This window comes from Agreia sp. PsM10 (genome assembly GCF_030433855.1).
Lineage (GTDB): Bacteria > Actinomycetota > Actinomycetes > Actinomycetales > Microbacteriaceae > Agreia.
Genome location: NZ_JARUXC010000001.1, coordinates 123,524 through 147,558, shown reverse-complemented (window position 1 = coordinate 147,558; position 24,035 = coordinate 123,524). Strand labels below are relative to the sequence as shown.

The following is a 24,035-nucleotide window of genomic DNA, read 5'->3' as shown; positions in this document are numbered from 1 at the left end:
CGGGAGAACACGGCCGGTCGCGCGGCCTCTGTACGACTACCCCGCTGCGGTGGTCGTGTCGCAGCTCGGCAGGGCATCCATGCCGTCGCCGCTCGAGATCGCCGAGAGCGCGGCCAGCGAGTCGTCGAGCGTCGCCACGGCGAAGACCCGGATGCCGTCGGGCACGTGACCCGTGACCTCGTCGCAGTTCGACGCGGGCGCCAGGAAGTAGTCGGCACCGGCGTCGCGCGCGCCGTACAGCTTCTGGCGGATTCCGCCGATGGGCCCGACCGTGCCGTCTGCCGAGATGGTGCCCGTGCCGGCCACCTTCTCGCCACCGTTGAGCTCGCCCTCGCTGAGCTTGTCGATGATGCCGAGCGCGAACATCATGCCGGCGCTGGGCCCGCCCACGTTGTCGAGCTGGATCTTCACGTCGAAGGGGAACTCGAAGCTGGCCTGCACGCCGATTCCCAGTACCGACGTGTCGCCGCTGGTGATCGGGGTGATGGATGCCTCGACCGGCGCTCCGTCGCGCGTCACGTCGACGACGGCGGGCTTGCCGGTGCCGTTCTCCGCGACGGCCGCCCGGAGCTCGTCGATCGAGTCGACGGCCTGCCCGTTGACGCTCGTCACGATATCGCCCGCCTCGAGTTCGCCCTCGGCGGGAGAGTCCTTCGACACGCTTCCGACGCTGACGCTGGTGGTGAAGTCGTAGCCGAGGCTGCTGAGGGCGGCCGCGATCGCCTCCTGCTGGCTGTCGACCATCAGGGCGGCGTTCTGCTCGTCGCGTTCCTCGGTCGTGACATCGGGCGGATAGATGGACTCGAGCGGCACGACCGCTTTACTGCTGTCGAAGTAGGCCTGCACGACCTCGGCCCACGAGGGGGTCTGCTCGGGCGAACCGACGACCGAGACGGTCAGCATGTCGAGGGTTCCCGAGGTGGGGTAGGTCGTCTCGCCGTCGATGGAGATGAGAGGGGTCTCGGTGCCGTCGACCTCCTGCGAGCCGAGGGTGTCGAACACGGGCCCGGGCTGCTCGATGACGTAGGGAGTGGGGAGGAAGCTCATGACGAGGCCCAGGACCAGCGCCACGACGAGCACGGTCCATCCTGTCGTGCGGCGGCGGGCCGTGCGGCGCTCCGCGGCGATCTCTTCGGGAGAGCGCAGCACGAACGGCGAGCCGACGCGATCCGCGTCATCAGGACCGAACAGGCTCACGTGTCTCCTAGGGGGATGAGAAAAATGGGGTCGGATGCGGGTGGACGCTGTTCGCCACGGGCGCACGGCCGAAGGCCCCAGCCTATGGGAAATCCCAGCCAGGCCGATCGGCCACGGGCTAGCGTAGAGATCAATTCTGACAGCGGGCATGGAGCACACCGGATCCTCGCCGACTGCCGGGCGAAAGAGGTTTCCCGAAATGAGCGACGACACATCCAAGGAGCCGGAGGACGACTTCCGCGACATGCTGCGGAGCTTCCTCGAGGGCAATTCCGAGATGGATCCGGCCAAGCTTGCCTCGGCGGCGGGGCTTCCGTCCGACCCGGCCGCGGTGCAGCAGCTCATGCAGCAGTTGCAGAACGCGATGAGCACCACGGGCGATGGCATCGACTGGAATGTCGCCACGAAGCAGGCGAACGAATTCGCCGGGCAGTCGTCGTTGAGCGTCACCGACGCGCAGCGCACCGAACTCGACGGGGCCCTGCGCATCGCCGCGCTCTGGCTCGACGAGGTCACGAGCGTCACCGAGCTGGCCTCGACTCCCGCCTACCTCACCCGCCAGCAGTGGGCGACGGCCACGATGCCCGTGTGGAGCCAGCTGGCCGAACCCGTCGCCCTGAGCATCGCGGATGCCCTCACGGCGGTTCTCAAAGACCAGGCGCCAGAAGAGATGGCCGGCATGCTGGCCGGCGCATCCAAGCTCATGCGCAATCTCGGCGGAGCCCTTTTCGCCGTGCAGCTCGGCCAGGTGGTGGGCCAGCTCTCGACCGAGGTCGTCTCGGGCGGCGATGTCGGCATCCCGCTCTTCGAAGACCAGACGGCGGCACTTCTCCCCCAGAACATCGCGTCGTTCAGCGACGGACTCGACATCCCGCTCGACCAGGTGCAGCTGTATCTGGCCGTGCGTGAACTCGCGCACGCCAGGCTGTTCCGCCACGCGAAGTGGCTGCGGCTGCACCTCATCACGTCGATCACCGAGTTCGCCCGCGGCATCCGCATCGACACCGAACGCCTCGAAGAACTGGCCGAGGGGTTCGATCCATCGAACCCGGAGGAACTCCGTCAGGCGGTCGTGTCGGGCGCCCTCATCCCGCCGAAGACCGAGGCGCAGCAGCATGCTCTGACCCGACTCGAGACGATGCTCGCCCTGATCGAGGGCTGGGTCGACGTGGTCACCGCCCAGGCCACGACGCGGCTGCCGTCGCGAGACGCCGTCGCCGAGACGGTGCGCCGTCGACGGGCCACGGGAGGACCCGCCGAGAGTGCGTTCTCCACCCTCATCGGGCTCGAACTGCGCCCCCGTCGTCTGCGCGAAGCCGCGGCCATGTGGCAGGCCGTCACCGACGCCGTCGGATCCGATGTACGCGACGAGCTCTGGTCTCACCCCGACCTCGTGCCGACCCCGGAGGACATCGACGACCCCGCGGCACTGGTCGCGCGGCTTCAGGCCGGTGCGCCCGCCCCCGATGAGATGGACCAGGCTCTCGAGGACCTGCTCCGGGGCGAAGGCGAGTAGTCCTGCCTCGCCCTGTGCATAACTGAGACGGCGTCTGCGGGCGATCCGGCATCATCTCTGCATGGCACTGCAGATCGATCCTCGCTACCCCGTTCTCTGGCGCACGCCGACGAGTATGCAGATCGGTGCGGATCGCCCGATCGTCACCCTGTTCGACGTGACACTGGCCGAGGAGCATCTCATCGCGGTCCTGCGCAAGGGAATCAGCAAGACGGGGCTCGACATGGTCGGCGAGACCGTAGGAGCGACGCCCGGTGCCGTCGCCGATCTGCTGGCGCGGGTCGCTCCGGCGCTCAGGCGCAGTCATGTGCCGGGCCGACGGCTCGAGAACCTCGGCGTGGTGGTCACGGGTTCCGTCGTCGCATCGAGCGCCATCCGAACCGTTCTGGCCGGCCTCGGCGCCCGCCTGGTCGACGAGTCCGACCCGGCCGAGCTGGCGATCATCGTGTCGACGTTCAGCACCGATCCTCGGGCATCCGGCGCGTGGCTCCGACGCGACATCCCGCACCTCGCGGTGGTCTTCGGCGACTCCGAGGTGCGGGTCGGCCCGCTCGTCGAACCCGGGTCCGGCCCGTGCCTGCACTGCCTCGACCGCGCTCGCATCGATGCCGAACCGCACTGGCCGGCCCTGCTCGGTCAGCTGCTCGCTCGGGGAGCCCATACAGAGGACCCGCTCACCGTGTCTACGGTCACACCTCTGGTGGCCAGAGCCGTGCTCGACCGGTTCGCGACCGATGCGGCCCGGTCTCGTCGGCACCGGCTGAGTGCCCGTGCCCGCATCGTCGACGGCGCAACGGGCGACGTCTCCGAGAGAACGTTCAGCCCGCATCCCGACTGCGCGTGCCGGGGAGTGCCTCCTGCAGAAAGCGAGACGGCATCCGCTGCTGCGACCGACCCATTCCCGATTCCGAATACGACAGGTGCAGCAGGCGGCGCGCGCGAGTGATGCCGACGTAGAGGAGACGTCTCTCCTCGTCGATCTGGTCGAACGTGGACGCGTAGCTGATGGGCACGAGGCCCTCAGACAGCCCGGCGAGAAAGACGACCGGCCACTCGAGTCCTTTGGCGGAGTGCAGGGTCGCCAGGGTCACCGCCTGGATGGTCGGTTCGTGACCCGATCCCTGTCGCTCCATGAGCTCGTCGGTGAACTGGCGGAAGGTCGTCGATGGCGGCTGGCTCTCGGCGAGCGCCATCAGGGCGTTGAGGGCCTCCCACTTGTCGCGCACGGCACCTCTCGCCTCCGGCGCGTCCTGACTCCAGCCGAGCGATCGCAGAACGTCGCTCACCGACTTGAACAGCGGCTCCCCCGTGATCGACACCGAGGCCGCGCGGAGCGACATCACGGCCTGTTTGATCTCGGGAAGATCGAAGAACCTCTTCGATCCGCGGATCTGGTAGCTGACGCCAGCGTCGGCCAGCGCAGTCTCGAGCGCGGCGGCCTGAACATTCACCCGGTAGAGCACGGCGATGTCCTCCGCCCTGGTGCCCTCCTCGATGAGCCGGGAGATGCGCGCGGCGATGCCCCTGGCCTCTGCCACGTCGGACGGGTACGCGGTGATCTCGGGGCTGACGCCCTCGTCTCCGAGGGCGTGCAGTGACAGGGCGCCCGCGCGCCCCTTCATCAGGCGATTGGCGACATCGACGATCGCGGGCGTGCTGCGATAGTTCTGCTCCAGCCGCACGGTGGTGGCGTTGTCGTACTCCCCGGCGAACGACAGCAGGTAGTCGGACCGGGCCCCGGCGAAGGAGTAGATCGTCTGGCTGGCGTCCCCGACGACGCAGAGGTCGCTGCGCCCGCCGACCCAGAGCGACAGCAGATGATGCTGCAGCGGCGACACGTCCTGATACTCGTCGACCACGAAGAACTTGTACTGCTCGTGCACCTGCATCGCCACGGCGGGTTCCTGCTCGATCATGCCGGCCGTGGCGAGCAGCACGTCCTCGAAATCGAGCTGGCGACGTTCGTCTTTGATGTCCTCGTACTTCTGGTGCAGGGAGAGCACCTGGTCGACGGACAGGCTGCCCGGAAGGGAACGCGACGTGCGCAGGGCCAGCTCGTAGGCATCCAGCCCCATGCTCGACACCTTGCGCCACTCGATCTCAGCGGCGAGGTCTCGCAGGGTGGCGGTGTCGACCTTGAGCCGAAGGGTTTCGGCAGCCTGACCGAGCAGGCGGGCCTTGCCCTCGAGCACGCGCGGCATGTCGCCCCCGACGACCGTAGGCCAGAAGTAGTTCAGCTGCGACAGGGCGGCGGCATGGAAGGTGCGGGCCGAGACTCCGCCGGCGCCGAGCGGGCGCAGACGTGTGCGGAGCTCGGCGGCGGATCGGGCGGTGAAGGTGAGCGCCATCACGCGATTGGGCGAATAGACACCTGTCGCGACACCGTAGGCGATGCGATGCGTGATCGCCCGGGTCTTTCCGGTGCCGGCTCCTGCCAGGATGCAGACCGGGCCGATCAGAGCGCGAGCCGCGATCTGCTGATCGTCGTCGAGCGCGGCGAGGATGCTCTCCGACTGCACTCCGTCGGCGACTGAACCGGCGGTCACCAGGCGAGCGCCTCTGCAGGAAGCGGGCCCCCGTACCAGTGCTCGAGGATGGCATGCGCGATCGATGACGGGCCGGGGAGCGCCACGCCCGTCGCCGGATCGGCGATCTCGGCACGGGTGAACCAGCGCAGATCGAGGATCTCCTCGCCGTCGGGCCGCAGCGCATCGTCGGCGAATGCGGGGTCGACCCGGGCGTAGAACCCGACCATCAGCGACGCGGGGAACGGCCACGGCTGCGAGCCGAGATACTCGGGCGTGAGGATGCGCACGCCCGACTCCTCGAAGACCTCGCGCTGGGCGGCCGCCTCGAACGACTCCCCCGGCTCGACGAAGCCCGCGAGCAGCGAATAGCGGTTCTGCTTCCACATCGCGTTCGAGCCGAGGAGGATCCTGTCCTCGCCATCGACGATGCCGACGATGATCGCCGCGTCCGTGCGCGGAAAGAGTTCGACGCCGAGGTCGGGATCGCGCCGGACCCAGCCGCCCTTCTCTACGACGGTCTCGGCACCGCTGCGAGGCGAATGACTGTGCGAGGCGTGCCATCCGGCGATGGCCAGTGCCTCGACGAACGCGCCCGCATCGCGGTCGCTCAGAACGGTCGCCACGTCGCGCAGGTTGAGCCAGCGCGCCTCGTCGGGCTCGAGCCGCTCGGCCTCGTCGTCGTCGACGACGACCAGCACGACGCGTGTTCCGGCCGGCTCGGGAGACGACGTCGACAGCGAGATGCCGAGGTAGACCCGGAGATCGAAGGCCGCCACCTGATCTGTGGAGAGGAGCGCCAGGCCGGGTCGCGAACTGAAGTCGTGCGAGGCGAGCGCTCGCCCCCTCCACAGGGGCAGCAGACGGGTCGCGGGATCCGCCCACAGCTCGTCGAAGAGCTGCGGACGCGCCCGCGCCTCGTGGTCGCGGTCGATCTCCTGCCGAGACAGAGGCAGGTGCGAGAGGAAGGTCGAAGACATGTGAACCAATCGTGCGTGGCGAACACCCCGCTAAGAAGACGCCAGCCCTACCCTGTTGGTATGGCCAGATCCCACTTCACTCTAGCCGCGCTCTCGACCGCGGCCGTTCCCGGGGCTGACATCGTGTCGACCAGGCCGATCGGAACAGGAACGGGCGGCCGGTACGACTCCGCCGTCGTCACGCTGCGCGACCGCAGCGAGCTCATCGTGCGCGTGCCCACCTCCCAAGACGCCGAGACCGAGCAGTCGCGTGACCTCGTTGCGCTGAACGCCCTCACCGCAGGATTCCGAGGACGTCTGCCGTTCGCCGTGCCCGAGATCGAGGGTCAGACCCCGGTGGCCAACACCCGTGCCATCGTCTACGGCTACATCCCCGGAGACCCCGCCGTACTGGCGGAACTCGACGCCGCCGATCCCGTGGCGGAATCGATCGGCCGCGCCATCGCATCCATTCATTCGCTGCCCACCTCGCTGGTCACCGACTCCGGCCTCACCGTGCAGACCGCCGCCGATGCGGCACGCGTGGCCCGCATCACGAAAGACAGGGCGGCCGCGACAGGCGCCGTCCCCTCCGACCTGCTGGCCCGCTGGTCCACAGCGCTGGAGGACAGCGCGCTCTGGCAGTTCCAGCCCACAGTCGTTCACGGCTCGCTCTCCCCCGAATCGTTCCTCATCGCAGGAGACCGGGTGACGGGTGTTCTGGGCTGGTCCCAGCTGCAGGTCGGCGACCCAGCGGCCGACCTGTTCTGGCTCAGCTCCGCGCCGAGCGAGCAGCTGGCGACCCGGGTCTTCGGCTCGTACAACCTCGGCCGCAGCACCCCCGTCGACCGCCAGCTGCGCAAGAGGGCCCGGCTGTACGCCGAACTCGAGATCGCCAAGTGGCTGTTGCACGGCACCGAGAAGCACGACGAGACGATCGTCGCCGACGCCAAGACGATGCTTGCGGGTCTGTCGGTCAGCGTGGAGTCCGACCTGCTCAACCCTCTGTCGACCGACACCGGGCAGATCATGGCCGTCGAGGAGGTCGAGGAGATGCTGCGCCGAACCCCTCGGACCGATCCGTCGTCGTCGCGCGACAGCGCACGGGTGAGCGGTATCTCCGAAGACTAGAACGGCCAGTGCGTTAAACCGGCTCAGTCCACTAGAACGGCCACAGTTCGAGCAGCTCCTGCTCGGAGAACAGCCGCTCCGGTGCGATGACCGTATCGTCGGCGACGAAGTAGAAGACGGCGTCGATCAACTGCGGATCGATGCCCTTCCACTGGGCGTAGGCCAGACGGTAGAGAGCCAGCTGCAGCTGCTTGACCTCGAGGTCGTCTGGAGTGGTCGGCGCCTTGCCGGTCTTCCAGTCGACGACCTGGTACCGGTCGCCGTCGGTGAAGATCGCGTCGATCTTGCAGACCACCACCTGCCTGCCGAGAACGAGATGGATCTCGAGTTCGACCTCGAGCGGCCGCTTGTTCGCCCATTCCGACGCCTCGAACGTCGCCTGCAGGGCTTCGAGCTGGGACTGCTCGAGGGGCAGCTCGTCGGTGGCGGAGTCGCTCTCGTCGGTCGTGGCATCGATGAGCTCGGCGCCGCCCGCCATGCCGTAGCGGTGCTCGACCCACGCGTGAAAACGCGTGCCCAGCCTGGTCTGTCGGAACGGCCGTTCCGGCATCGGGCGACGAAGCGCCCGGGCGACCGCCTGGGGGTCGGTCACGTAGTCCTTGAATCGGGAGGCCGCGATGCGGTCGGGAACCGGGGCGACGCCGGCCGCCTCGGCCTCGCGATCACGCTCCGCGAGCAGCAGATCGAGATCGCGCTGCCAGCGACCAGCCGAGAGTGGCTGGGGGCTCTGGATGCGCGCGCTCACGAGGTCGGCGGCCCGTTCGACGCGGCCCCGACGAGCACCCAACGGGTCGAGCGGCCAGCGCTCCGTGACGCCGTCGGTGTCGAGGGGGTTGGTCTCATGAGCCGAGTATTCGGGGAGATCGCCGATCACGTCGGCGCGTGAGAGCTCGGCGAGGAACGTCGAGGCACGGCGAGGCTTCGACTGGGTCGCCCAGAACGAGCCCGTGAGCAGCAACGAGGTGCGGGCACGGGTGACGGCCACGTAGATGAGACGACGCTCCTCGGCGAGATGCTTCGCCGCCAGCTCTGCCTGGAACGTCTTGACAGCGCTGTCGAACACCTGCTGCGAGCCGAGACCGCGCCAGTCGAGAACAGGAAGAGACGAGGCGTCGCCCCGGAACTCGTACGGCAGCACTCCGAATCGGAGCCATCCCTTGCCTTCTTTGCTCTGGGCAGGGATCTCGTCGGCGACCAGGCGAGGCACGGCCACCACGTCCCACTCCAGCCCTTTCGAGCCGTGGATCGTCAGCAGCTGTACTGTTCCGGGCTCCGGTTCGTCGGTGCGCGGACTCAAGTCGTCGCGCTTCTCGGCCCGGTCGAGCCAGGCGAGAAAGCTGCCGAGGGTTCCGTCGTCGTCGCCCGCGAGGAACGACGCGATCTCGTCGTGCAGTGCGTCGAGCGCTCCCCGCGAACTGCCACCCCGCGAATTCACCCGCTCGTTGGCGGCGAGTTCGACATCGAGCAGGAGCTGCTGCTCGACGAAACGCACGAAGTCGAGCAGGGGCAGGTTTCCGCGTGAACGGAACGTGGCCAGCGTGCTGCCGGCGTGCCTCAGCCGTTCGAGCCCGTTCTCGGAGAAGCGCTCGAGCTGCGGATGCGAGGAAGGATGCTCGGCGACGAAGTCGAGCGCATCGACGATCGACGCGGAGTCGTCGGGCGCGACCGACTCGCGCATGCTTCGCGTGACGTCGGGCGACACAGGCCTGGTGAACGAATCTCGCGTCGCCAGCCAGCCGGCGAGCTCGGCGAGCGCCTTGAGGTCGCGCACTCCGATGTTCCAGCGGGCACCCGACAGCAGCCTGATGAGCGACGATCCGGCCGACGGGTCATGCGTGGCCCTGAGTGCGCTGATGACGTCGACGACCTCGGGGGCGCTCAACAGTCCGCCGACGCCGAGAATATGGAACGGGATGCCCCGTCGATCGAGGGCGGCCGCGAAGAAGTCCATGTGGCTTCGAACGCGGAACAGCATGGCCGCCGACAGGGGTTCGACCGTGCCATCGGGATGGGCTGCAGCATGATCGGCGAACCGTTGCGCCAGCCAGTCGGCCACCGCATCGGCCTCCTCGTCGCGCGTGTCGAGGAACCGGTACTCGACCGAGCCTGCCGGGGCCTGGGGTCTCGGTTCGAGGCGGTGCACGTCGACCGGGGACTCGGCCCGAAGAGGCTCGACGAGTGTGTTGGCCGCATCGAGCACCGCCCGGGAGTTGCGCCAGCTCGTGGACAGCGAATAGGTCGGAACGGTGCCCGAGCCGAAATCCTTGCCGAACCAGCCGAGGTTGCTGGCGCTGGCGCCACGCCACCCGTAGATGGACTGATGGGGATCGCCCACGGCCATGACTCCATGGCCCGCGAACAGGCTGGCGAGCAGTCGCGTCTGCACGACCGACGTGTCTTGATACTCGTCGAGCAGCACCACCGCGAAGCGGGAGCGGTACTGCTCGATCACCTGCGGATGGCGCATGCAGATCTCGAGGGCGAGGGCGACCTGATCAGAGAACTCGACGAGCCCCTTGGCCTGCTTCTGACGGGCGTAGGCGCCCGCGAGATCGATCAGAAGGGGAAGCGCGCTGATGGGCTCGACGGCGGAGGCCACCGACGCGTAGGGCGACGACTTCGCCTTTCCCTCTGTGTAGGGCAGATCCACGAGGTAGCCGAACTGTTCGGCCAGCCCGGCCACACCGGCGGAATCGACGACGTTCTCGCTGAGTTCCGAGCTGAGACTCAACACGGCGTCGACCAGCTGATCGAGGCCCTTTGCGAGCGGCACCAGCCTGTCATCGCCCTCGGCCAGCAGCACACGGCGGGCGAGGCCCCAGGCCGCGTTCTCACCGAGAAGCACGGATTCGGGCTCCCTTCCCACGAGGAGGGCGTTGTCGCGAAAGATCGAATTGCCGAACGAGTTGTAGGTGGAGACAGTCGGTCGGTCGAACAGGTCGCGCGAGTCGGCGGCACCGTCGAGCCCTGTCTCGCGGGCGGCCGAGGCCGGAAGGAGCCCGGCGCGCCGAAGAGCATCGATGTGGCCGGAGATGCGCGCATCCAGCTCACCGGCCGCCTTGCGCGTGAAGGTGAGCCCGAGAACCTCGTTGACCTGCACCAGACCGTTCGCGAGAAGCCAGACCACCCTGTTCGCCATCGTGGCCGTCTTGCCGCTGCCGGCCCCTGCGATGACGAGCGACGGAACGAGCGGGGCCTCGATGACGGCGCGCTGCTCGTCTGTCGGCCGCGGCATGCCGAGTGCATCGGCGAGTTCGAAGGCGCCGATCATGCGCTCACCGCCCGGATCACGTGGATGCGGCACGCGCCGTGGGACCACGGGTCGAGGCAGTGCGAACCGATCTTGGCATCGACGTGGGCACCGGCCATGCCCGCAGCGTCGGCGATGACGCGCTGCCTGAACGCCTCGAGCTCCGACTCGGATCGCGGAGCCTGAGTGTGATCGACGTAGTTCTTGCCCCTGCTCGTCTTGGAGACGATCAGCAGACGGGCACCCCCGGGAGTCGAATCGTCGGGAACGCCTGCGATCAGCCCCGCATCGAAGGCGAGCTGATAGGCCCCCAACTGCGCGTTCTCACCGATCTCGCCGGCCGTGTACGCCCGTTTGCCCGTCTTCAGATCGACGATGACGACCGAGCCGTCGGGATAGAGCTCGACGCGGTCGATCGTTCCCCGCAGAAGCGCACGGTCGACCTCGAGCTCGAAGCCCGACTCGGCGCCGAGGAGGGCGCCCCTGCTGCGGTCGAAGTCGGAGAGGTAACTCGAGAGTCGGGCGACGAGCTGTCTCGCCTCCCTGCGTTTGATCTCGCTGAGCCAGGACGATTCGAAGTACAACTCGCTCCAGCGTGACTCGACCAGCTCTATCAGCGATTCTTCGCTGCTGTCGAGGTCGGGCGAGGTCGTCGTGGTCTCCATGGCCTCGTGGATCAGGGTGCCGACCTGGGAGGACGTGTTCGACGATCCGCCACCGAGGTGATCTATGAGCCAGTTCAACGGGCACGTCTCGAATGACTCCATGCGCGACGGAGAAACCGTCACTCGAGCGAGCTCATCGGTGAGATCGACGAGGGGCTGCGACGAACTGGCTCCGGCCAGGCCGTACCACTCGGCCGGGTGCGCGCCGGGAACACCCTCGCGTGCGAGCGTCGCGAGGGCGGACGCGGCCTGGGAATCGCCGCGTGCCGACACTGTTCTTCTGAGCACGCCGACGAGTCCGCGCAACGACAGCGGGGTTCGCGACACTGCTCCCGGAACGGGCTCAGGCAGCAGCCGGAACAGGGGCGACGGGGTCAGGTCGTCGTCGTCGACCGCGGTGACGAGAAGCTCGGTCGATGCCCGGGAGACCGCCTGCGCGAACATGCGCAACTCGTCGTGGAGGACAGCCGTGCGCGGATCGGACACCGGAGAGGACTCGCCGCGACGGGCTCCCTCGAGGGCATCCGCACCCAGCAGGGTTCCTCGAATACGCAGATTGGGCCACACGTTCTCCTGCACACCGGCGACGACGACGAGCACGAACTGCGTGCCGATCGCACCGGCCGGAGAGGTCACGGTGACGGCACGGCCTGTCGCCCCCCTGGCCAGCGTGTCTTCGGGAACATCGACATCGAGAAGCTGCTCGAGGAAGACGGTGGCGGGCGCCTCGGGCGAGCGCTCGACGAATCTCTTCGCCGAGGAGAACAGCGAGACCACGGCGTCGAGGTCGTGTCCGACCTCGTCGGCCACGAGCCCCGTGCCGAGCGACTGTGCACGCCAGGGCTCGGCCAGACCGCTTGTCTGCCAGATCTGCCACAGCAGCTCTTCGACGCTCGCCTCTGTCGCCACCGCCTCGCGCGTCTCTGCGAGCATCGTCGCGAGGATGCGTGCCTTGCGCGCGACCCTCGGCTCGATGCGCGCGAGCACAAGGGGCATCTGCAGGGCGTCGACGAGGAGCTCGGAGCCCGTGCGCTGCCCGCCGGAGGAGAACTCGAGCTGCCTCAGCGCCCGCTTCAGCCGTCGGAGCAGCACGGCGTCGGCCCCGGCGAGAGGACTCAGCAGCAGCGTCTCCGCAAGGTCGCCGATGAGCTCACGACGACCGAGGGCGACCTCGAGGATGGACGTGAAGGCCCGAACGACGGGTTCGTCGCGAAGCGCGACGCGCGCACGCGAGACCCGGGTCGGCACGTCGAAGGAGGCGAGGCCGCGTTCGAGCGGCGCTATCTGCGCCCCACTGCGAACGATGACGGCCATGTCGTCCCACGCGATGTTCTCGAACACGTGCGCCTCACGGAGCCTGCGCGCGATGACTCCGATCTCGTTTGAGGGGCTCGTGGCGAGCACGGTGGACACGCCCGGCCTTGCTCGTGAGTGGGCCGGAGTGCCGGCGGCCAGGGCCCGTCGCTGGCTGCCCGCCCGCGCCGTGCCGATTCTCGCCGTGACGTCGGCGACCAGCGAACGAAGGGCAGGGCCATGACGATGCACGACATCGAGCACGATGGGCGGCTGCGTGGGAACCCGGAGGTAGTCGTCGAGTCGGCCGAGAGTGTCGGGATGGGCACCACGGAACGTGCCGGTGCTGATGTCAGGATCACCGAAGGCGATCACCGAGACACCGCGCCGCGCGAACTCCCGGACGAGGGTGAGCGTGGCCAGCGTCGACTCCTGCGCATCGTCGAGCACGAGGAGCCTGAGCCTGGCGAGCGAACCGACCGCGGCCTCGAGCTCGTCGGGCGCCGATTCGCCCTCTCGAAGAAGCACGGCGGCCTCGCGGGCAAGCTCGGCCGAGTCGAAGCTGCGGTCGCGATAGCTGCCCTTGACGCGGTCGTAGCCCTCGATGAATCGCGCCGCCGCCGCCCACTCCGGGCGCCCGGCCGCGACAGCGAGCTCGGCCAGCCGCTCGGGCGCCGTGCCCGTCTCGACCGCGCGCATCATGAGGTCGCGCAACTCGGTGCGGAAACCTCGGAGGCGCCGCACCTCTTCTGAGAGGTGGTCGGGCCACGCGGGGCCCGTCGCGTCGGCGATGTCTCCTGCGAGCAACTCGGAGATGATCTGGTCTTGTTCGGCGCCGGTGAGCAGAACGGGCGGCTCCTGGCCGCGGACGGCGGCCACGCCTCGAACGATCTGGAACGCGATCGAGTTCGCCGTGCGGGCGAGAGGCCCGTTCGACGGAACGCCCATGCGCAACGCCAACCGGTCGCGAAGGGCGGTCGCCGACGCGCGCGTCGGTGTGATCACCAAGACCTCGTCGGGCGAGAACCCGCGGTTGTGCACGCGATCGCACAGCAGCTCGACCAGGGCGGTGGTCTTGCCCGTGCCCGGCGCGCCGATGACCGCGCAGCTGACCGAATCGCCGAGAGCCAGCACGCTCGACTGGCCGGGGTCGAGGCTCTCGGGCCGATCAATTTCCACGACAGCAAAGCTAACGTGTGCCGCCGACACCCGCGTGCATCCCTCGTGCGCGCTGTTCGCTCTCGGCGAGTGGCCGGCCGGGCCGAACGGCAAGCCCGCCCGGGATTCTGTCCTAATCTGGACGCATGGCCCCAGAGCGGGCCGCAGCATTTGTGAAAGGTAGTCCTGGTGGATATTCGAATCGGCATTGCACACTCCCCCCGCGAAATCAGCTTCGAGTCGAGCCAGTCGCCGGCCGACATCGAGAAGGCCGTCGCCGACGTCCTCTCCGGAGCATCGGGGCACCTGTCGCTCACCGACAGCAAGGGAACCGTGTACCTCGTTCCGGCCGCGACGCTGAGCTACGTCGAGATCGGCGCCGAAGAGGCACGTCGCGTCGGCTTCGTTCTCTAGCCCATGGAACTGCTCTTCATCACGCTGGGCGGCGCGATCCTCGGCCTCATCGCCAGGTACAGCCTCGCTCACCGTGAGAACCACGGCGTCGCCCTTGTTCCCGCCATCGGAGCCGCGGTCGCCGCCGTCGTCTGGGTGGGCCTCACCTGGGCCGGCCTTCCGTGGGACGGCGGCTGGATCTGGGTGATCAGCCTCGTCGTTACCGCTGCAGCGGTCGGCATCGCGGATCCGATGATCGGCATCTACCGCGAACGCGCCGACATCGCGCGTTTCGTCGCTCTCCGCTCGTCGACCGCCACGAACTAGCTCTCGATGGCATCCCTCGCCCGAGCCGAGGAGCTCGACGCGCACGACCCCCTGCGGTCGAGGCGCGATCTCTTCGTCGGCTCGGACGACCCCGGCATCGTCGCCTATCTCGACGGCAACTCGCTCGGTCGCCCGCTCCGGGCCAGCGCGACACGACTCGCCGAGTTCGTGCCCGAGGCCTGGGGCGCCCGCCTCATCAGAGGCTGGGACGAGGAGTGGTTCGACCTGCCGCTCACGCTGGGCGATCGCATCGGAGCCGTCACCCTCGGGGCGGCGCCCGGCCAGGTGGTTGTCGGCGACTCGACGACCGTGCTTCTCTACAAACTCATCCGCGCAGCCGTCGACGCCCGGCCCGGTCGTCGCGAGATCGTCGTCGATACCGACAACTTTCCGACGGACCGCTACCTTGTCGAGTCGATAGCGGCAGAGCGCGACCTCGTCGTGCGCTGGATCGAGTCCGACACCCGCGGCGGAGTCACGGCACCCGAGCTGGAGGCCGTCCTCAGTGACGACACCGCTCTCGTGCTGCTCTCGCATGTCGCCTATCGTTCGGGCTTCCTCGCCGATGTTCCGGCCCTGACGCGCCTCGCGCACGCGGCGGGTGCGCTCGTGCTGTGGGATGTCTGCCACTCGGTCGCCAGCGTGCCGATGGATCTCGACGGCTGGGGCGTCGACATCGCGGTGGGGTGTACGTACAAGTACCTCAACGGCGGCCCGGGATCTCCCGCCTTCGTCTACGTGAGACGCGAGCTGCAGGAGAGCCTCGAGCAACCGATCCAGGGATGGATGGGCCACGCCGCACCCTTCGACATGGGTCCCGGCTACTCCCCCGCGCCCGGCATGCGGAGGTTCCTGAGCGGAACGCCCTCGATCGTCGGCATGCAGGCCCTCCGGGACATGGTCGACCTCATCGACCAGGTGGGCATGCCCGCCATCCGTCGCAAATCCGAGACGCTCACCGGGTTCGCCATCGAGGTCGTCGACGACTGGCCCGCATCCTGGGGTGTCGAGGTCGCGACCCCGCGCCTCCCGGGCAGCCGAGGCAGTCACGTGACCATCGAGCATCCGGCGTTCAGAGAGATGACCGCCGAGCTCTGGCGTCGCGGTGTCATCCCCGATTTCCGCGCGCCGCAGGGCATGCGACTGGGCCTGTCGCCACTGTCGACGAGTCACGTCGAGCTGTGGAACGGCCTCGCGGCCGTGCGCGAGCTGCTCGTCAGGCGGTGAGCCCGAGCCCGTCCATGCGGCGGGTGTGCGAGGCGATGACCTCGGTGAAGACCGGTTCGATGCGCTGCTCGTCGGAGTTGCGGTTGTCGGTGTGGTGGATAGCCGATCGCGCGACGAGGAGGGTGTCTCCGACGACGCGGCGACCCCACATGGCCAGCTGCGAGGCGAGCTTCGGGTCGGCGGCGATGTTGTCGGCCAGGATCGTGGCGATGGCCTGGCGACCGGTCTCGGCATCGAGGATCTGCACCATGCGCGGGCCGGACCCGTTCTCGAGGCCTGCGGCGAGGTGGATGAAGAAGTCGTCGAGGATGCCCGCGCTCACGTAGAGGCTCGTCAGCGCCTCCGACCAGGTGCCGCCGGCCACGACCTCGCGGTAGGCGTCGATGGCCGCGGCGAACGGCTGCATGATCACGGCCGGATCGTCGACGTGCCGACGGATCTCCGCGACGAGCCGCTCGTGCTTGTCGAGGGCCTGCCCTGCCGCCGGGCCGATCGACTCCTTGTGCGCCACCGTGGGCGCCTGAGTGACGATGCGGGAGAGGGACTCGAAGAGCGAGAGCTGGATGTACGCGGCCTGGCCCAGGTAGGGAAGGAGGGCCGGGGTGAGCTCTGCCAGGTTCACGCGCGGCAGTTGAACGGCCTCGCCTCGAGGCTTCAGGCGGGGCACCTCGAGGCGCACCTTGGGCCGGCGAAACGTGAACACCCTCGTAAGCCTAGCGGCGCGCCGCACCCGCCCATGGCCCCAACGCACCCTTATCGGTGCGGATCCAGTAAACTCGGGGAAGCCCTGACACAAATCGGGGCGTCTACGCCGCCCGCCAGGCGCCATCGCCGGCCTCCGACGCGCAGGGGACAGACCACCTCGGTGTCCGAACTCCTGCCGCGACCATTCTCCCCAAGCGGCGTAGCCCGATAATTCATGACAGGGCATCACACAGTGACTTTCACCGATCTAGGCGTCGACCAGGACATGGCCGACGCACTCGCAAGCAAGGGCATCCTCGAGCCCTTCCCCATTCAGACCCAGACGATTCCGCTGGCTCTTGACGGTCAGGACATCATCGGCCAGGCCAAAACCGGCACGGGCAAGACCTTCGGATTCGGGCTCCCGCTCATCCAGCGCCTCGGGCTCACCCCGGAGGCGGGCGTGCAGGCCCTCGTGGTCGTTCCGACCCGCGAGCTCGCCGTGCAGGTGACCGAAGACCTCGTGCTCGCCACGTCGAACCGCCCCACGACCATCGTGTCGATCTACGGCGGAAAGGCCTACGAGGGCCAGATCGAACAGCTGAAGGCCGGCGCGCAGATCGTCGTCGGCACGCCCGGCAGGCTCCTCGACCTCGCCGGACAGCGTCTGCTGAACCTCGCCAACGTGCGCGAGATGGTTCTCGACGAGGCCGACAAGATGCTCGACCTCGGCTTCCTCGCCGACATCGAGAAGCTGTTCGCCCAGACCCCCGCGACGCGGCACACGATGCTCTTCTCCGCGACCATGCCGGGCCCGATCGTGGCCCTCGCCCGTCGTTTCATGTCGAAGCCCATCCACATCCGGGCCACCGACCCCGACGAGGGTCAGGTGCAGGCCCAGATCAACCACCTCATCTACCGTGCCCACAACATGGACAAGGACGAGGTCATCGCCCGTATCCTGCAGGCCGAGGGCCGCGGCAAGACCGTGATCTTCACGCGCACAAAGCGTGCCGCCGCGAAGCTGGTCGAAGAGCTGAACGACCGCGGATTCAACGCGGCAGCCGTGCACGGCGACCTCAACCAGGAGCAGCGCGAGCGCGCCATGGCCGCGTTCAAGGCGGGCAAGAAAGACATCCTCATCGCAACCGATGTGGCCGCCCGCGGAATCGACGTGCTCGACGTCACCCACGTCATCAACCACACGATCCCCGAAGACGAGAAGGCGTACCTCCACCGCGTCGGCCGCACGGGCCGCGCCGGCAAGACCGGCATCGCCGTCACCTTCGTCGACTGGGACGACCTGCACAAGTGGGCCCTCATCAACCGCGCCCTCGAGTTCGGCCAGCCCGAGCCGACCGAGACCTACTCGTCGAGCCCCCACCTCTTCTCCGACCTGAACATCCCGGCCGGCACGAAGGGCCGTCTGCGCCCCGCGACGCCCAAGACGGATGCGCCCGCCGCAGACCGGTCGCCGCGTGGCGCGGGCGACTCGCGTCCGCCTCGCACCCGTTCACGCGCGCCGCGGTCCGCCGGGCACGAGTCGGGAACGGCGAACGCGCCGCGCACCTCGTCTGTCGACGGAGCCGGCACGCACACGGGAACCGGCCCCGAGCACCACGACGGCAACAGCGCGCCTCGTCGCCGCACGCGTCGTCGCACGCCCCGCGCGGCGGAGTAGTCGCGATCGTCAGTCGGGCAGCACCGGCTTCCAGCCGGTGCTGCGCTCGACGAGGCGCTCGAGCACCTCGGGCGCAGTGTGATTCTCGCCCAGCAGGTTCGGCTTGCCCGCTCCGTGGTAGTCGCTCGACCCGGTGATCGCGAGGTCGAACTTCGCCGCGAGCTCGCGTAACCGTTCTTTGCCGTCGGGCGTGTTCTCCCGGTGGTCGATCTCGAGGCCGAACAGCCCCGCGTCGACGAGCCGGGCGAGTTCGCCCTCGGTAACCACTCCGTCGCGTCCCCGGGTCGCGGGATGCGCGATCACCGGCACGCCGCCCGCGGCGACGATCAGCTCCACCCCCGTCAGCGGATCGGGTGCGTAGTGCGGCAGGTAGTAGCCCGCTCGCCAGTGCAGGATACCGGCGAATGCGTCGCTGCGAGTCAGCGAGTGGCCCTTGGCCACGAGCGCATCCGCGATGTGCGGCCTGCCCACCGTCGCGCCGTCCTGCGTCTGGGCGAGCACGTCGTCCCAACTGAGGTCGTAGTCCGCGCCGATGGCCTGCACCATGTCCTCCGCCCGGGTGAGCCGGGCAGAGCGGATGCGTGCGGTCTCGGCGACGAGGCCGGCACTGTTGGGATCGAACAGATAGGCGAGCATGTGGATGCTCGCGTAGCCCCGCCTGGTCGACAGCTCCATGCCGGGGATCAGGGCGATTCCAGAACGTCGGGCCTCGGCTGAGGCCGACTCCCAGCCCGCAGTCGAATCGTGATCGGTGAGCGCCACGGTGCCGAGACCCGCGGCCGCAGCGGCTCGAACCAGATTCGCGGGCGTCTCCGTGCCGTCCGATGCGCTGGAGTGGGCGTGCAGGTCGATCGGCCCTGAGGGGAATGCGGAAGCCATCTGCCCATCGTACGAGTTCGAGCGAAGCGGTCCCGCCGCTACGATGAGCCCATGAGGTCGACGGTGCGAGAGGTGCTCAGGCTCGCCGGGCGCTCGTGGCCGCTGCTGCTCCTCTGGTTCCTCGGCGGGTGGATCGTTCGCTGGGTCGTCATCCGCATCGCCGCAGAGCTCGGCGCGATCGACGCGACGCTCGGACTCATCGTTCTGCCGATCGCCGTCCTCGCGAGGCTGGTGTCGTACATCGGCATGTTCCTCGTGCTCCGCGACTCGATGCCCACCTTCACCCGGCTCGCGCGCGGCAACGTCGCCGACGGCTCCGTCGAGGAGACCGCCCTCGGCTTCCGCGACATCCTGCTCTCGAGCGTGCTCGTCTTCTTCGCCCTGTACTCGGCGATGGACCTCATGCGACAGGACCTGCTGAAATACGCCGGTCTCGCCATCGAATCCGACAACTTCTTCACCTACGCCGATTCGGGAAACACGGTGCTCGCCGTCACGGCCACTCCCGCGTCGATCGCGGTGGCGATCATCGCCTTCGTCGGTCGCTTCGCACTGAAACGCCTGCGGTCGCGGCTGCCGGCCTGGACCTCGATCATCACGGTGTACCTCGAGGCGGTCTGGGTCTTCATCGCGGTGAACGTGCTGTCGAGCCTGTTCAGCGTGGTGCCCGACTGGATCGACAGCCGTCAGTTCATCCGGTCTCTCGACGAGCTGAGGCAGACGCTCGTCGAGAACTCCCTGACCCTCAGGCTCGCCTGGGACGGCGCATCCTGGGTCTGGAACTCGAGCAGTGAGATCGTCTTCCTGGCCCTCTCATGGCTGCTCGTCGCCGGGGTCGTCTACGTGCGCTCGCTGGCGACCTCGCTGGTCGAGGTGCGCCGCCGCGAGCGTCCTCGCAGTCAGGTGCTCGGCGCGCGGTGGGCATCGGCACCCGTCGCCCTGGCCCGCCGGGCCCGGCCGCTGTTCGACGATGCCATCGAGATCGCGAAACCCCTGCTTCTGAGCGCCCGGGTCATCTGGCGCGGCGGCATCGTCTTCCTGGCCGTCTACGTTTTCGCCTACGCCCTGTGGGTCAGCGTCGGAGACTGGGTTCTGGCCGGCATCTACGCGGCGATCGGCCCCCATCCCTACAGATGGTGGATGGCCACGGATCAGCCGATCGGTTTTCTCATCGACCTTCTCGTCGAGCCCGTTCGCATCAGTCTGCTCGCGGTGGCATTCGATTTCTGCCTGCGCAGGTCGCCCCGCGCGGCCGACGCCGCGCTCGACGAGCTGTCGACCGACGTCGACGCACTGGAGACCTCGGACGGCGACAGCTCCAGTTCGAGATAGTCAGGGGCCAGCCCGAGCTTCTCGATCACGACCCACGAGCCCGTCTCTGCGGCTCCGCTCGGAATCGTGGCCGCGACGACGAGGCGGTACGGCTCGCCCTCCGTGTCGGAGCAGGTCGTCTGGGAGTCGCCCGTCGGCGGGAACTGCCGCGGAAGATCGACGTTGGCGTTCCATCTGCGACGCTCCGGATGCTCGGGGCTCGTCGCCGAGATCTGCAGATCGCACGAGTCGACCGGTTCGTCTCCGGGGGTCACGTCGAGCACCGCGACGATGAGGTCGAGGTCCGGGTCGAGTTCGAGCTCGTCTCCCCCCTCGGTTCCGCCACGAACGATCACGGTGTCGTCGACCCGGAAGTCTGTTCCTCCGTACACGGCGCTCTTCCCCTCGGCGACCGATATCGCGTGCGAATAGAGGCCGTTCTGGTAATCGAACCATTCGCTCGACGTCGTGAGGATCACGGTTCCCGGAAGGAGCACGGCGAGGGCAAGCACGGGCCACCGGTTGCGCCGCCACCACGACCGATCGGATGCGACGGGTTCGGTCTCGACGCCGCTCACAGCACCACGTCCACGGGACGCGACACGACGACATCCGATTCGACGGGGAGACCGCGCAGGTCGACATCGAAGGCCAGCCGCGAATCGAGGATGGATTCGTACGAGGCGTTGATGCCGATCTCGGCTCGGCCGGCCGCCTCCGACGCGAGCGCGGAGTCGGCGACCTCGAAGAGGATCAGGCCCCGCGAGGCGATGCCGGGTCGCATCAGGGAGTTGTCGAGAGTGAGGAGTGACAGACGCTCGGTGGCGTAATAGGTGGCGTCGCCGATGGTGAGGGTCGGCCTGTAGAGCGACGACGGCTCGACCGTGGCCGCGAACTCGGCCTCGACGACGACCCAGGTGCCGGTCGTCGTTCCCGTCCACTCCTCGCCGGCCTCTGTCGCGTCGAAGCTCGACGCCAGGCTGACCGCGGTCACGGAGCCGGTGAGGGTCCGCCCGGTCAGGACGTCGCCGAGGGTGCCCCGTTCGTTGAAAGGGGCGTTGATGTCGTCGCCGTGCGGTGTGATGCCGTAGACCACCACCGTCGCCGCCAGGGCGACGACGACCGTCAGGGTCGACAGAAGTGTCCGCCTCGTCACGCGGATGCGGCGGCTCACGGTGCGACCTCGTCGCGTGCGACGTACTGGAACCCGCGATCATCGAGCACCAGCGGAACCTCCGCCGTGACCACGGGATCGGACCACGAGGCGTCGAACAGGAATCCCTCCCTGAGCGTCTTGTCGAGAACACGCACCGAGATGCGCGAGCCCTCCTCCCATTCCGACGCCGGTACCTCCCACAGCAGCACGACCTCCTGCTCGACGGCCGGCTGTAGCACGGGGCTCGACGACGACTCTCCGAGCCTGATCACCTGGTCGGCCTGCGGCTCGCCCGCCGTCCCCTCGAGGCCCTCGACCAGCACGTTGTCGTCGACCGTGCTCACGGGAGTGTCCGACACGTTGGTGACCACCGCCCGCACGGCGAGAAAGCGGTTGCCCGGCTCGGGTTCGAAATAGGGGTCGAAGCCGTCGGCGAGCCAGGCGTCCTCGACCGACACGTCGAGCTGCTTGCCCGCGACGACCTCACCGGCGTCCGCCCTGGCCACGGGGGCCTCCGCGACGGTGTCCAGCCCGCCGAATCCCGCCACGGCGCCGACCACCACGACCGCCGCCGAGACCACGTAGACGGCCGGCGTCAGTCGCTCCGCGAGGTCGAGGAGGCGCGACGGAATGCGATCGCGGGCCTCGGGCATGGCTCCAACATAGTCGGCGCACGAATTCGGGGTGGAGAAGGGCGCAGAATGGATGGATGGCCGACGCACAGAACACTGACACGACAGACGCACCCGAGACCCCCGCAGCGAGCAACAGGAGCACGACCCCTGGATCGACGACGTTCCGGGACTACATCGCCAGCGGCTGGGCCGATCGCACCGACGTCATCCCGCCGGCTCGACCCGAGGCATCCTTCGCCGCCGCGCGCCGGGCGGCGATCTCCGCCCTCCACCCCGGCGAGACACTCATCATCCCGGCGGGTGACCGCAAACAGCGCTCCAACGACACCGACTACCCGTTCCGCGCGCACTCGGCGTTCTCGTGGCTCACCGCCTGGGGCTCCGACAGCGAACCCGGCGCCGTGCTCGTGCTCGAGCCCGCCTCGGACGGCGGACACGCGGCCACGCTGTACTTCCGCGAACGTGCCGGCCGCGACTCCGACGAGTTCTACGCGAACTCCGAGATCGGCGAGTTCTGGATCGGTCCGCGCCCGTCGCTGGCTCAGGTGGCCGGAGACCTCGGCATCGACACCAGGGGCATCGCCGACTTCGAGGCCGTGCGCGAGGCCGCGGGTTCGTCGACCCGCGTCGTTCGTGAGGCGGCCGGCGATCTGGTGCAGGGAACAGACGACGAACTCGACGCGGTCCTCGCCCGCGACCTGTCGGAGCTGCGCCTGGTGAAGGACGAGTTCGAGATCGACCAGATGCGTCAGGCGGTCGCCGCGACCGCGCGCGGCTTCGACGACGTCATCCGCGATCTGCCGCGCATCTCGTCGCACGAGCGCGGCGAGCGCCTCGTCGAGGGCGTGTTCAACACCCGCGCCCGGGCCGACGGCAACGCGGTGGGGTACGACACGATCGCGGCATCCGGACCGCATGCCTGCGTGCTGCACTGGACGAGGAACGACGGCCCCGTGCTGCCGGGCGACCTGATGCTGCTCGACGCCGGCGTCGAGCTCGACAGCCTCTACACGGCCGACATCACCCGCACCCTGCCCATCTCCGGAACCTTCTCCCCCGTGCAGCGCGACATCTACGAGGCCGTTCGGGAGGCCGCCGATGCGGCCTTCGCGATCGTCAGGCCCGGCATCCGGTTCCGCGAGATCCATGCCACTGCGATGGGCGTGATCGCCCGTCGCACGGCTGAGTGGGGACTCCTGCCGGTCACGGCGGAGGAGGCGCTTGAGGCCGACAACCAGCAGCACCGCCGCTACATGGTGCACGGTACGAGCCATCACCTCGGCATCGACGTGCACGACTGCGCCCAGGCGCGACGCGAAATGTACCTCGACGGAATCGTCGAGGCCGGCATGGTCTTCACGATCGAGCCGGGCCTCTACTTCCAGCCGGATGACCTGACGGTGCCCGAGTCGTTCAGGGGCATCGGTGTGCGCATCGAGGACGACATCCTCGTGACCGCCGATGGAGCCGAGAACCTCTCCGCGGGCATCCCCCGCACGGCCGATGACGTCGAGGCGTGGATGGCGTCGCTCTCGTAGGGAGACAGGCGCGTTCAGCGCTCGAGAACGTTGCGGGCCTTATTGGCGACGTCGGGGCTCACCACGAGGGAGTAGCTGGTGGCGATGACCTGCATCGTGGAGGTGAAATCTCGGCGACGCCGCGAGATCGAGTAGGTGACGATGCGGAACAGCAGCCCGAATCCGGCACCGATGAGGCTCGCGGCGGCGATGAAGGGAAGCGACGTCGCGGTCGGCGAGAGGATCACCAGGAAGAAGCCGAAGAACAGGCCGAGCCACAGTCCGCTCAGCGCGCCGGAGATCGCCGCCCGGGCGTAGCTCTGCTTGCCGATCACGCGTTCGACGCTCTTGAGGTCGTTGCCCACGATCGACACCTCCGCCACCGGGAAGTCGGCGTGCGCGAGCGTGTCGACAGCGGCTTGGGCCTCGCCGTACGACTCGTAGCTCGCGATGATCTCTCCCCGGGGAATCGTGGCGGAATCGCTGGGGGCACGGCCGCCGAAGGGCTTCTGATTGCTCACCCGCCCATCC

18 protein-coding genes and 1 pseudogene are annotated in these 24,035 nt (G+C 68.5%); 9 read left to right on the top strand and 10 right to left on the bottom strand.

What is annotated here, in order from left to right:
* Window positions 1-36: 36 nt before the first annotated feature.
* Window positions 37-1,149: a YlbL family protein gene (locus tag QCD70_RS00710; RefSeq protein WP_441004902.1), complete on the bottom strand. Its 1,113-nt coding sequence runs from the start codon at window positions 1,147-1,149 to the stop codon at window positions 37-39.
* A gap of 247 nt (window positions 1,150-1,396) precedes the next feature.
* Here QCD70_RS00710 and QCD70_RS00705 point away from each other — a divergent pair, with 247 nt between their 5' ends.
* Both QCD70_RS00705 and QCD70_RS00700 read left to right on the top strand, forming a co-directional pair.
* Window positions 1,397-2,713 carry a zinc-dependent metalloprotease gene (locus tag QCD70_RS00705; RefSeq protein ID WP_301213197.1) on the top strand — a complete coding sequence of 439 codons (1,317 nt, stop codon included), beginning with the start codon at window positions 1,397-1,399 and terminating at the stop codon, window positions 2,711-2,713.
* Window positions 2,714-2,774: 61 nt separating this feature from the next.
* A pseudogene (locus tag QCD70_RS00700) lies at window positions 2,775-3,548 on the top strand (TOMM precursor leader peptide-binding protein); the annotation flags it as partial.
* Here the strand turns inward: QCD70_RS00700 and QCD70_RS00695 are convergent.
* Together QCD70_RS00695 and nudC are read right to left on the bottom strand one after the other, a co-directional pair.
* The gene (locus QCD70_RS00695; protein WP_301213196.1) at window positions 3,532-5,259 is read right to left on the bottom strand and encodes an ATP-dependent helicase; all 1,728 of its coding nucleotides are present in this window, start codon (window positions 5,257-5,259) and stop codon (window positions 3,532-3,534) included. The pseudogene QCD70_RS00700 and the gene QCD70_RS00695 sit on opposite strands and share 17 nt — an antisense overlap.
* Complete coding sequence (gene nudC / locus QCD70_RS00690; protein WP_301213194.1) at window positions 5,256-6,218, bottom strand: NAD(+) diphosphatase; 963 nt, start codon at window positions 6,216-6,218, stop codon at window positions 5,256-5,258. The genes QCD70_RS00695 and nudC overlap by 4 nt, the downstream gene beginning before the upstream one ends.
* A 60-nt stretch (window positions 6,219-6,278) precedes the next feature.
* Between nudC and QCD70_RS00685 the strand changes: the two genes are divergently transcribed.
* Window positions 6,279-7,328, top strand: coding sequence for a phosphotransferase (locus tag QCD70_RS00685; RefSeq protein WP_055950795.1), 1,050 nt, complete (start codon window positions 6,279-6,281; stop codon window positions 7,326-7,328).
* Between the two features lie 31 nt (window positions 7,329-7,359).
* On the opposite strand, the gene QCD70_RS00680 is transcribed toward QCD70_RS00685, so the two are convergent.
* Complete coding sequence (locus tag QCD70_RS00680; protein WP_301213192.1) at window positions 7,360-10,599, bottom strand: ATP-dependent DNA helicase; 3,240 nt, start codon at window positions 10,597-10,599, stop codon at window positions 7,360-7,362.
* On the bottom strand, window positions 10,596-13,715 hold the full coding sequence (locus tag QCD70_RS00675) for an ATP-dependent helicase (protein WP_301213190.1): 3,120 nt from the start codon (window positions 13,713-13,715) through the stop codon (window positions 10,596-10,598). Before QCD70_RS00675 ends, QCD70_RS00680 begins: the two co-directional genes overlap by 4 nt.
* Window positions 13,716-13,883: 168 nt before the next feature.
* On the opposite strand from QCD70_RS00675, the gene QCD70_RS00670 reads away from it, so the two are divergent.
* Genes QCD70_RS00670 through kynU form a run of 3 tightly spaced genes read left to right on the top strand, consistent with a single transcriptional unit; the run spans window position 13,884 to window position 15,641 of the window.
* Window positions 13,884-14,108 (top strand): DUF3107 domain-containing protein, encoded by a 225-nt coding sequence (locus tag QCD70_RS00670; RefSeq protein ID WP_055929849.1) that lies wholly within the window; start codon window positions 13,884-13,886, stop codon window positions 14,106-14,108.
* A gap of 3 nt (window positions 14,109-14,111) precedes the next feature.
* Window positions 14,112-14,414: a hypothetical protein gene (locus tag QCD70_RS00665; protein ID WP_301213186.1), complete on the top strand. Its 303-nt coding sequence runs from the start codon at window positions 14,112-14,114 to the stop codon at window positions 14,412-14,414.
* 6 nt (window positions 14,415-14,420) lie between these two features.
* The gene (gene kynU, locus QCD70_RS00660) at window positions 14,421-15,641 is read left to right on the top strand and encodes a kynureninase (protein WP_301213184.1); all 1,221 of its coding nucleotides are present in this window, start codon (window positions 14,421-14,423) and stop codon (window positions 15,639-15,641) included.
* Here the strand turns inward: kynU and QCD70_RS00655 are convergent.
* Complete coding sequence (locus tag QCD70_RS00655) at window positions 15,631-16,344, bottom strand: ferritin-like fold-containing protein (protein ID WP_301213182.1); 714 nt, start codon at window positions 16,342-16,344, stop codon at window positions 15,631-15,633. The genes kynU and QCD70_RS00655 overlap by 11 nt on opposite strands.
* 267 nt (window positions 16,345-16,611) lie before the next feature.
* On the opposite strand from QCD70_RS00655, the gene QCD70_RS00650 reads away from it, so the two are divergent.
* A complete protein-coding gene (locus tag QCD70_RS00650) occupies window positions 16,612-18,006 on the top strand; it encodes a DEAD/DEAH box helicase (protein ID WP_441004893.1) in 1,395 nt (464 codons plus the stop codon).
* A gap of 9 nt (window positions 18,007-18,015) precedes the next feature.
* Here the strand turns inward: QCD70_RS00650 and QCD70_RS00645 are convergent, their stop codons facing one another.
* Window positions 18,016-18,885 carry a PHP domain-containing protein gene (locus QCD70_RS00645; RefSeq protein ID WP_301213179.1) on the bottom strand — a complete coding sequence of 290 codons (870 nt, stop codon included), beginning with the start codon at window positions 18,883-18,885 and terminating at the stop codon, window positions 18,016-18,018.
* A 51-nt stretch (window positions 18,886-18,936) separates the two neighbouring features.
* On the opposite strand from QCD70_RS00645, the gene QCD70_RS00640 reads away from it, so the two are divergent.
* Window positions 18,937-20,217 carry a hypothetical protein gene (locus QCD70_RS00640; RefSeq protein WP_301213177.1) on the top strand — a complete coding sequence of 427 codons (1,281 nt, stop codon included), beginning with the start codon at window positions 18,937-18,939 and terminating at the stop codon, window positions 20,215-20,217.
* Window positions 20,218-20,770: 553 nt separating this feature from the next.
* On the opposite strand, the gene QCD70_RS00635 is transcribed toward QCD70_RS00640, so the two are convergent.
* Together QCD70_RS00635 and QCD70_RS00630 are read right to left on the bottom strand one after the other, a co-directional pair.
* Window positions 20,771-21,370: a hypothetical protein gene (locus QCD70_RS00635; RefSeq protein ID WP_301213175.1), complete on the bottom strand. Its 600-nt coding sequence runs from the start codon at window positions 21,368-21,370 to the stop codon at window positions 20,771-20,773.
* On the bottom strand, window positions 21,367-22,005 hold the full coding sequence (locus tag QCD70_RS00630) for a hypothetical protein (RefSeq protein ID WP_301213173.1): 639 nt from the start codon (window positions 22,003-22,005) through the stop codon (window positions 21,367-21,369). The genes QCD70_RS00635 and QCD70_RS00630 overlap by 4 nt, the downstream gene beginning before the upstream one ends.
* Before the next feature lie 56 nt (window positions 22,006-22,061).
* Here QCD70_RS00630 and QCD70_RS00625 point away from each other — a divergent pair, with 56 nt between their 5' ends.
* Window positions 22,062-23,525 carry an aminopeptidase P family protein gene (locus QCD70_RS00625; protein WP_301213171.1) on the top strand — a complete coding sequence of 488 codons (1,464 nt, stop codon included), beginning with the start codon at window positions 22,062-22,064 and terminating at the stop codon, window positions 23,523-23,525.
* Window positions 23,526-23,539: 14 nt separating this feature from the next.
* Here QCD70_RS00625 and QCD70_RS00620 read toward each other — a convergent pair whose 3' ends face one another.
* On the bottom strand, window positions 23,540-24,025 hold the full coding sequence (locus QCD70_RS00620) for a general stress protein (RefSeq protein WP_301213169.1): 486 nt from the start codon (window positions 24,023-24,025) through the stop codon (window positions 23,540-23,542).
* Window positions 24,026-24,035: the final 10 nt, after the last annotated feature.

Coding starts and splice junctions, on each gene's coding strand:
- QCD70_RS00665 (WP_301213186.1), top strand. CDS start 14,112: ATGGAACTGCTCTTCATCACGCTGGGCGGCGCGATCCTCGGCCTCATC.
- nudC (WP_301213194.1), bottom strand. CDS start 6,218: ATGTCTTCGACCTTCCTCTCGCACCTGCCTCTGTCTCGGCAGGAGATC.
- QCD70_RS00630 (WP_301213173.1), bottom strand. CDS start 22,005: ATGCCCGAGGCCCGCGATCGCATTCCGTCGCGCCTCCTCGACCTCGCG.
- QCD70_RS00640 (WP_301213177.1), top strand. CDS start 18,937: ATGAGGTCGACGGTGCGAGAGGTGCTCAGGCTCGCCGGGCGCTCGTGG.
- kynU (WP_301213184.1), top strand. CDS start 14,421: ATGGCATCCCTCGCCCGAGCCGAGGAGCTCGACGCGCACGACCCCCTG.
- QCD70_RS00685 (WP_055950795.1), top strand. CDS start 6,279: ATGGCCAGATCCCACTTCACTCTAGCCGCGCTCTCGACCGCGGCCGTT.
- QCD70_RS00645 (WP_301213179.1), bottom strand. CDS start 18,885: ATGGCTTCCGCATTCCCCTCAGGGCCGATCGACCTGCACGCCCACTCC.
- QCD70_RS00650 (WP_441004893.1), top strand. CDS start 16,612: ATGGCCGACGCACTCGCAAGCAAGGGCATCCTCGAGCCCTTCCCCATT.
- QCD70_RS00680 (WP_301213192.1), bottom strand. CDS start 10,599: ATGATCGGCGCCTTCGAACTCGCCGATGCACTCGGCATGCCGCGGCCG.
- QCD70_RS00625 (WP_301213171.1), top strand. CDS start 22,062: ATGGCCGACGCACAGAACACTGACACGACAGACGCACCCGAGACCCCC.
- QCD70_RS00705 (WP_301213197.1), top strand. CDS start 1,397: ATGAGCGACGACACATCCAAGGAGCCGGAGGACGACTTCCGCGACATG.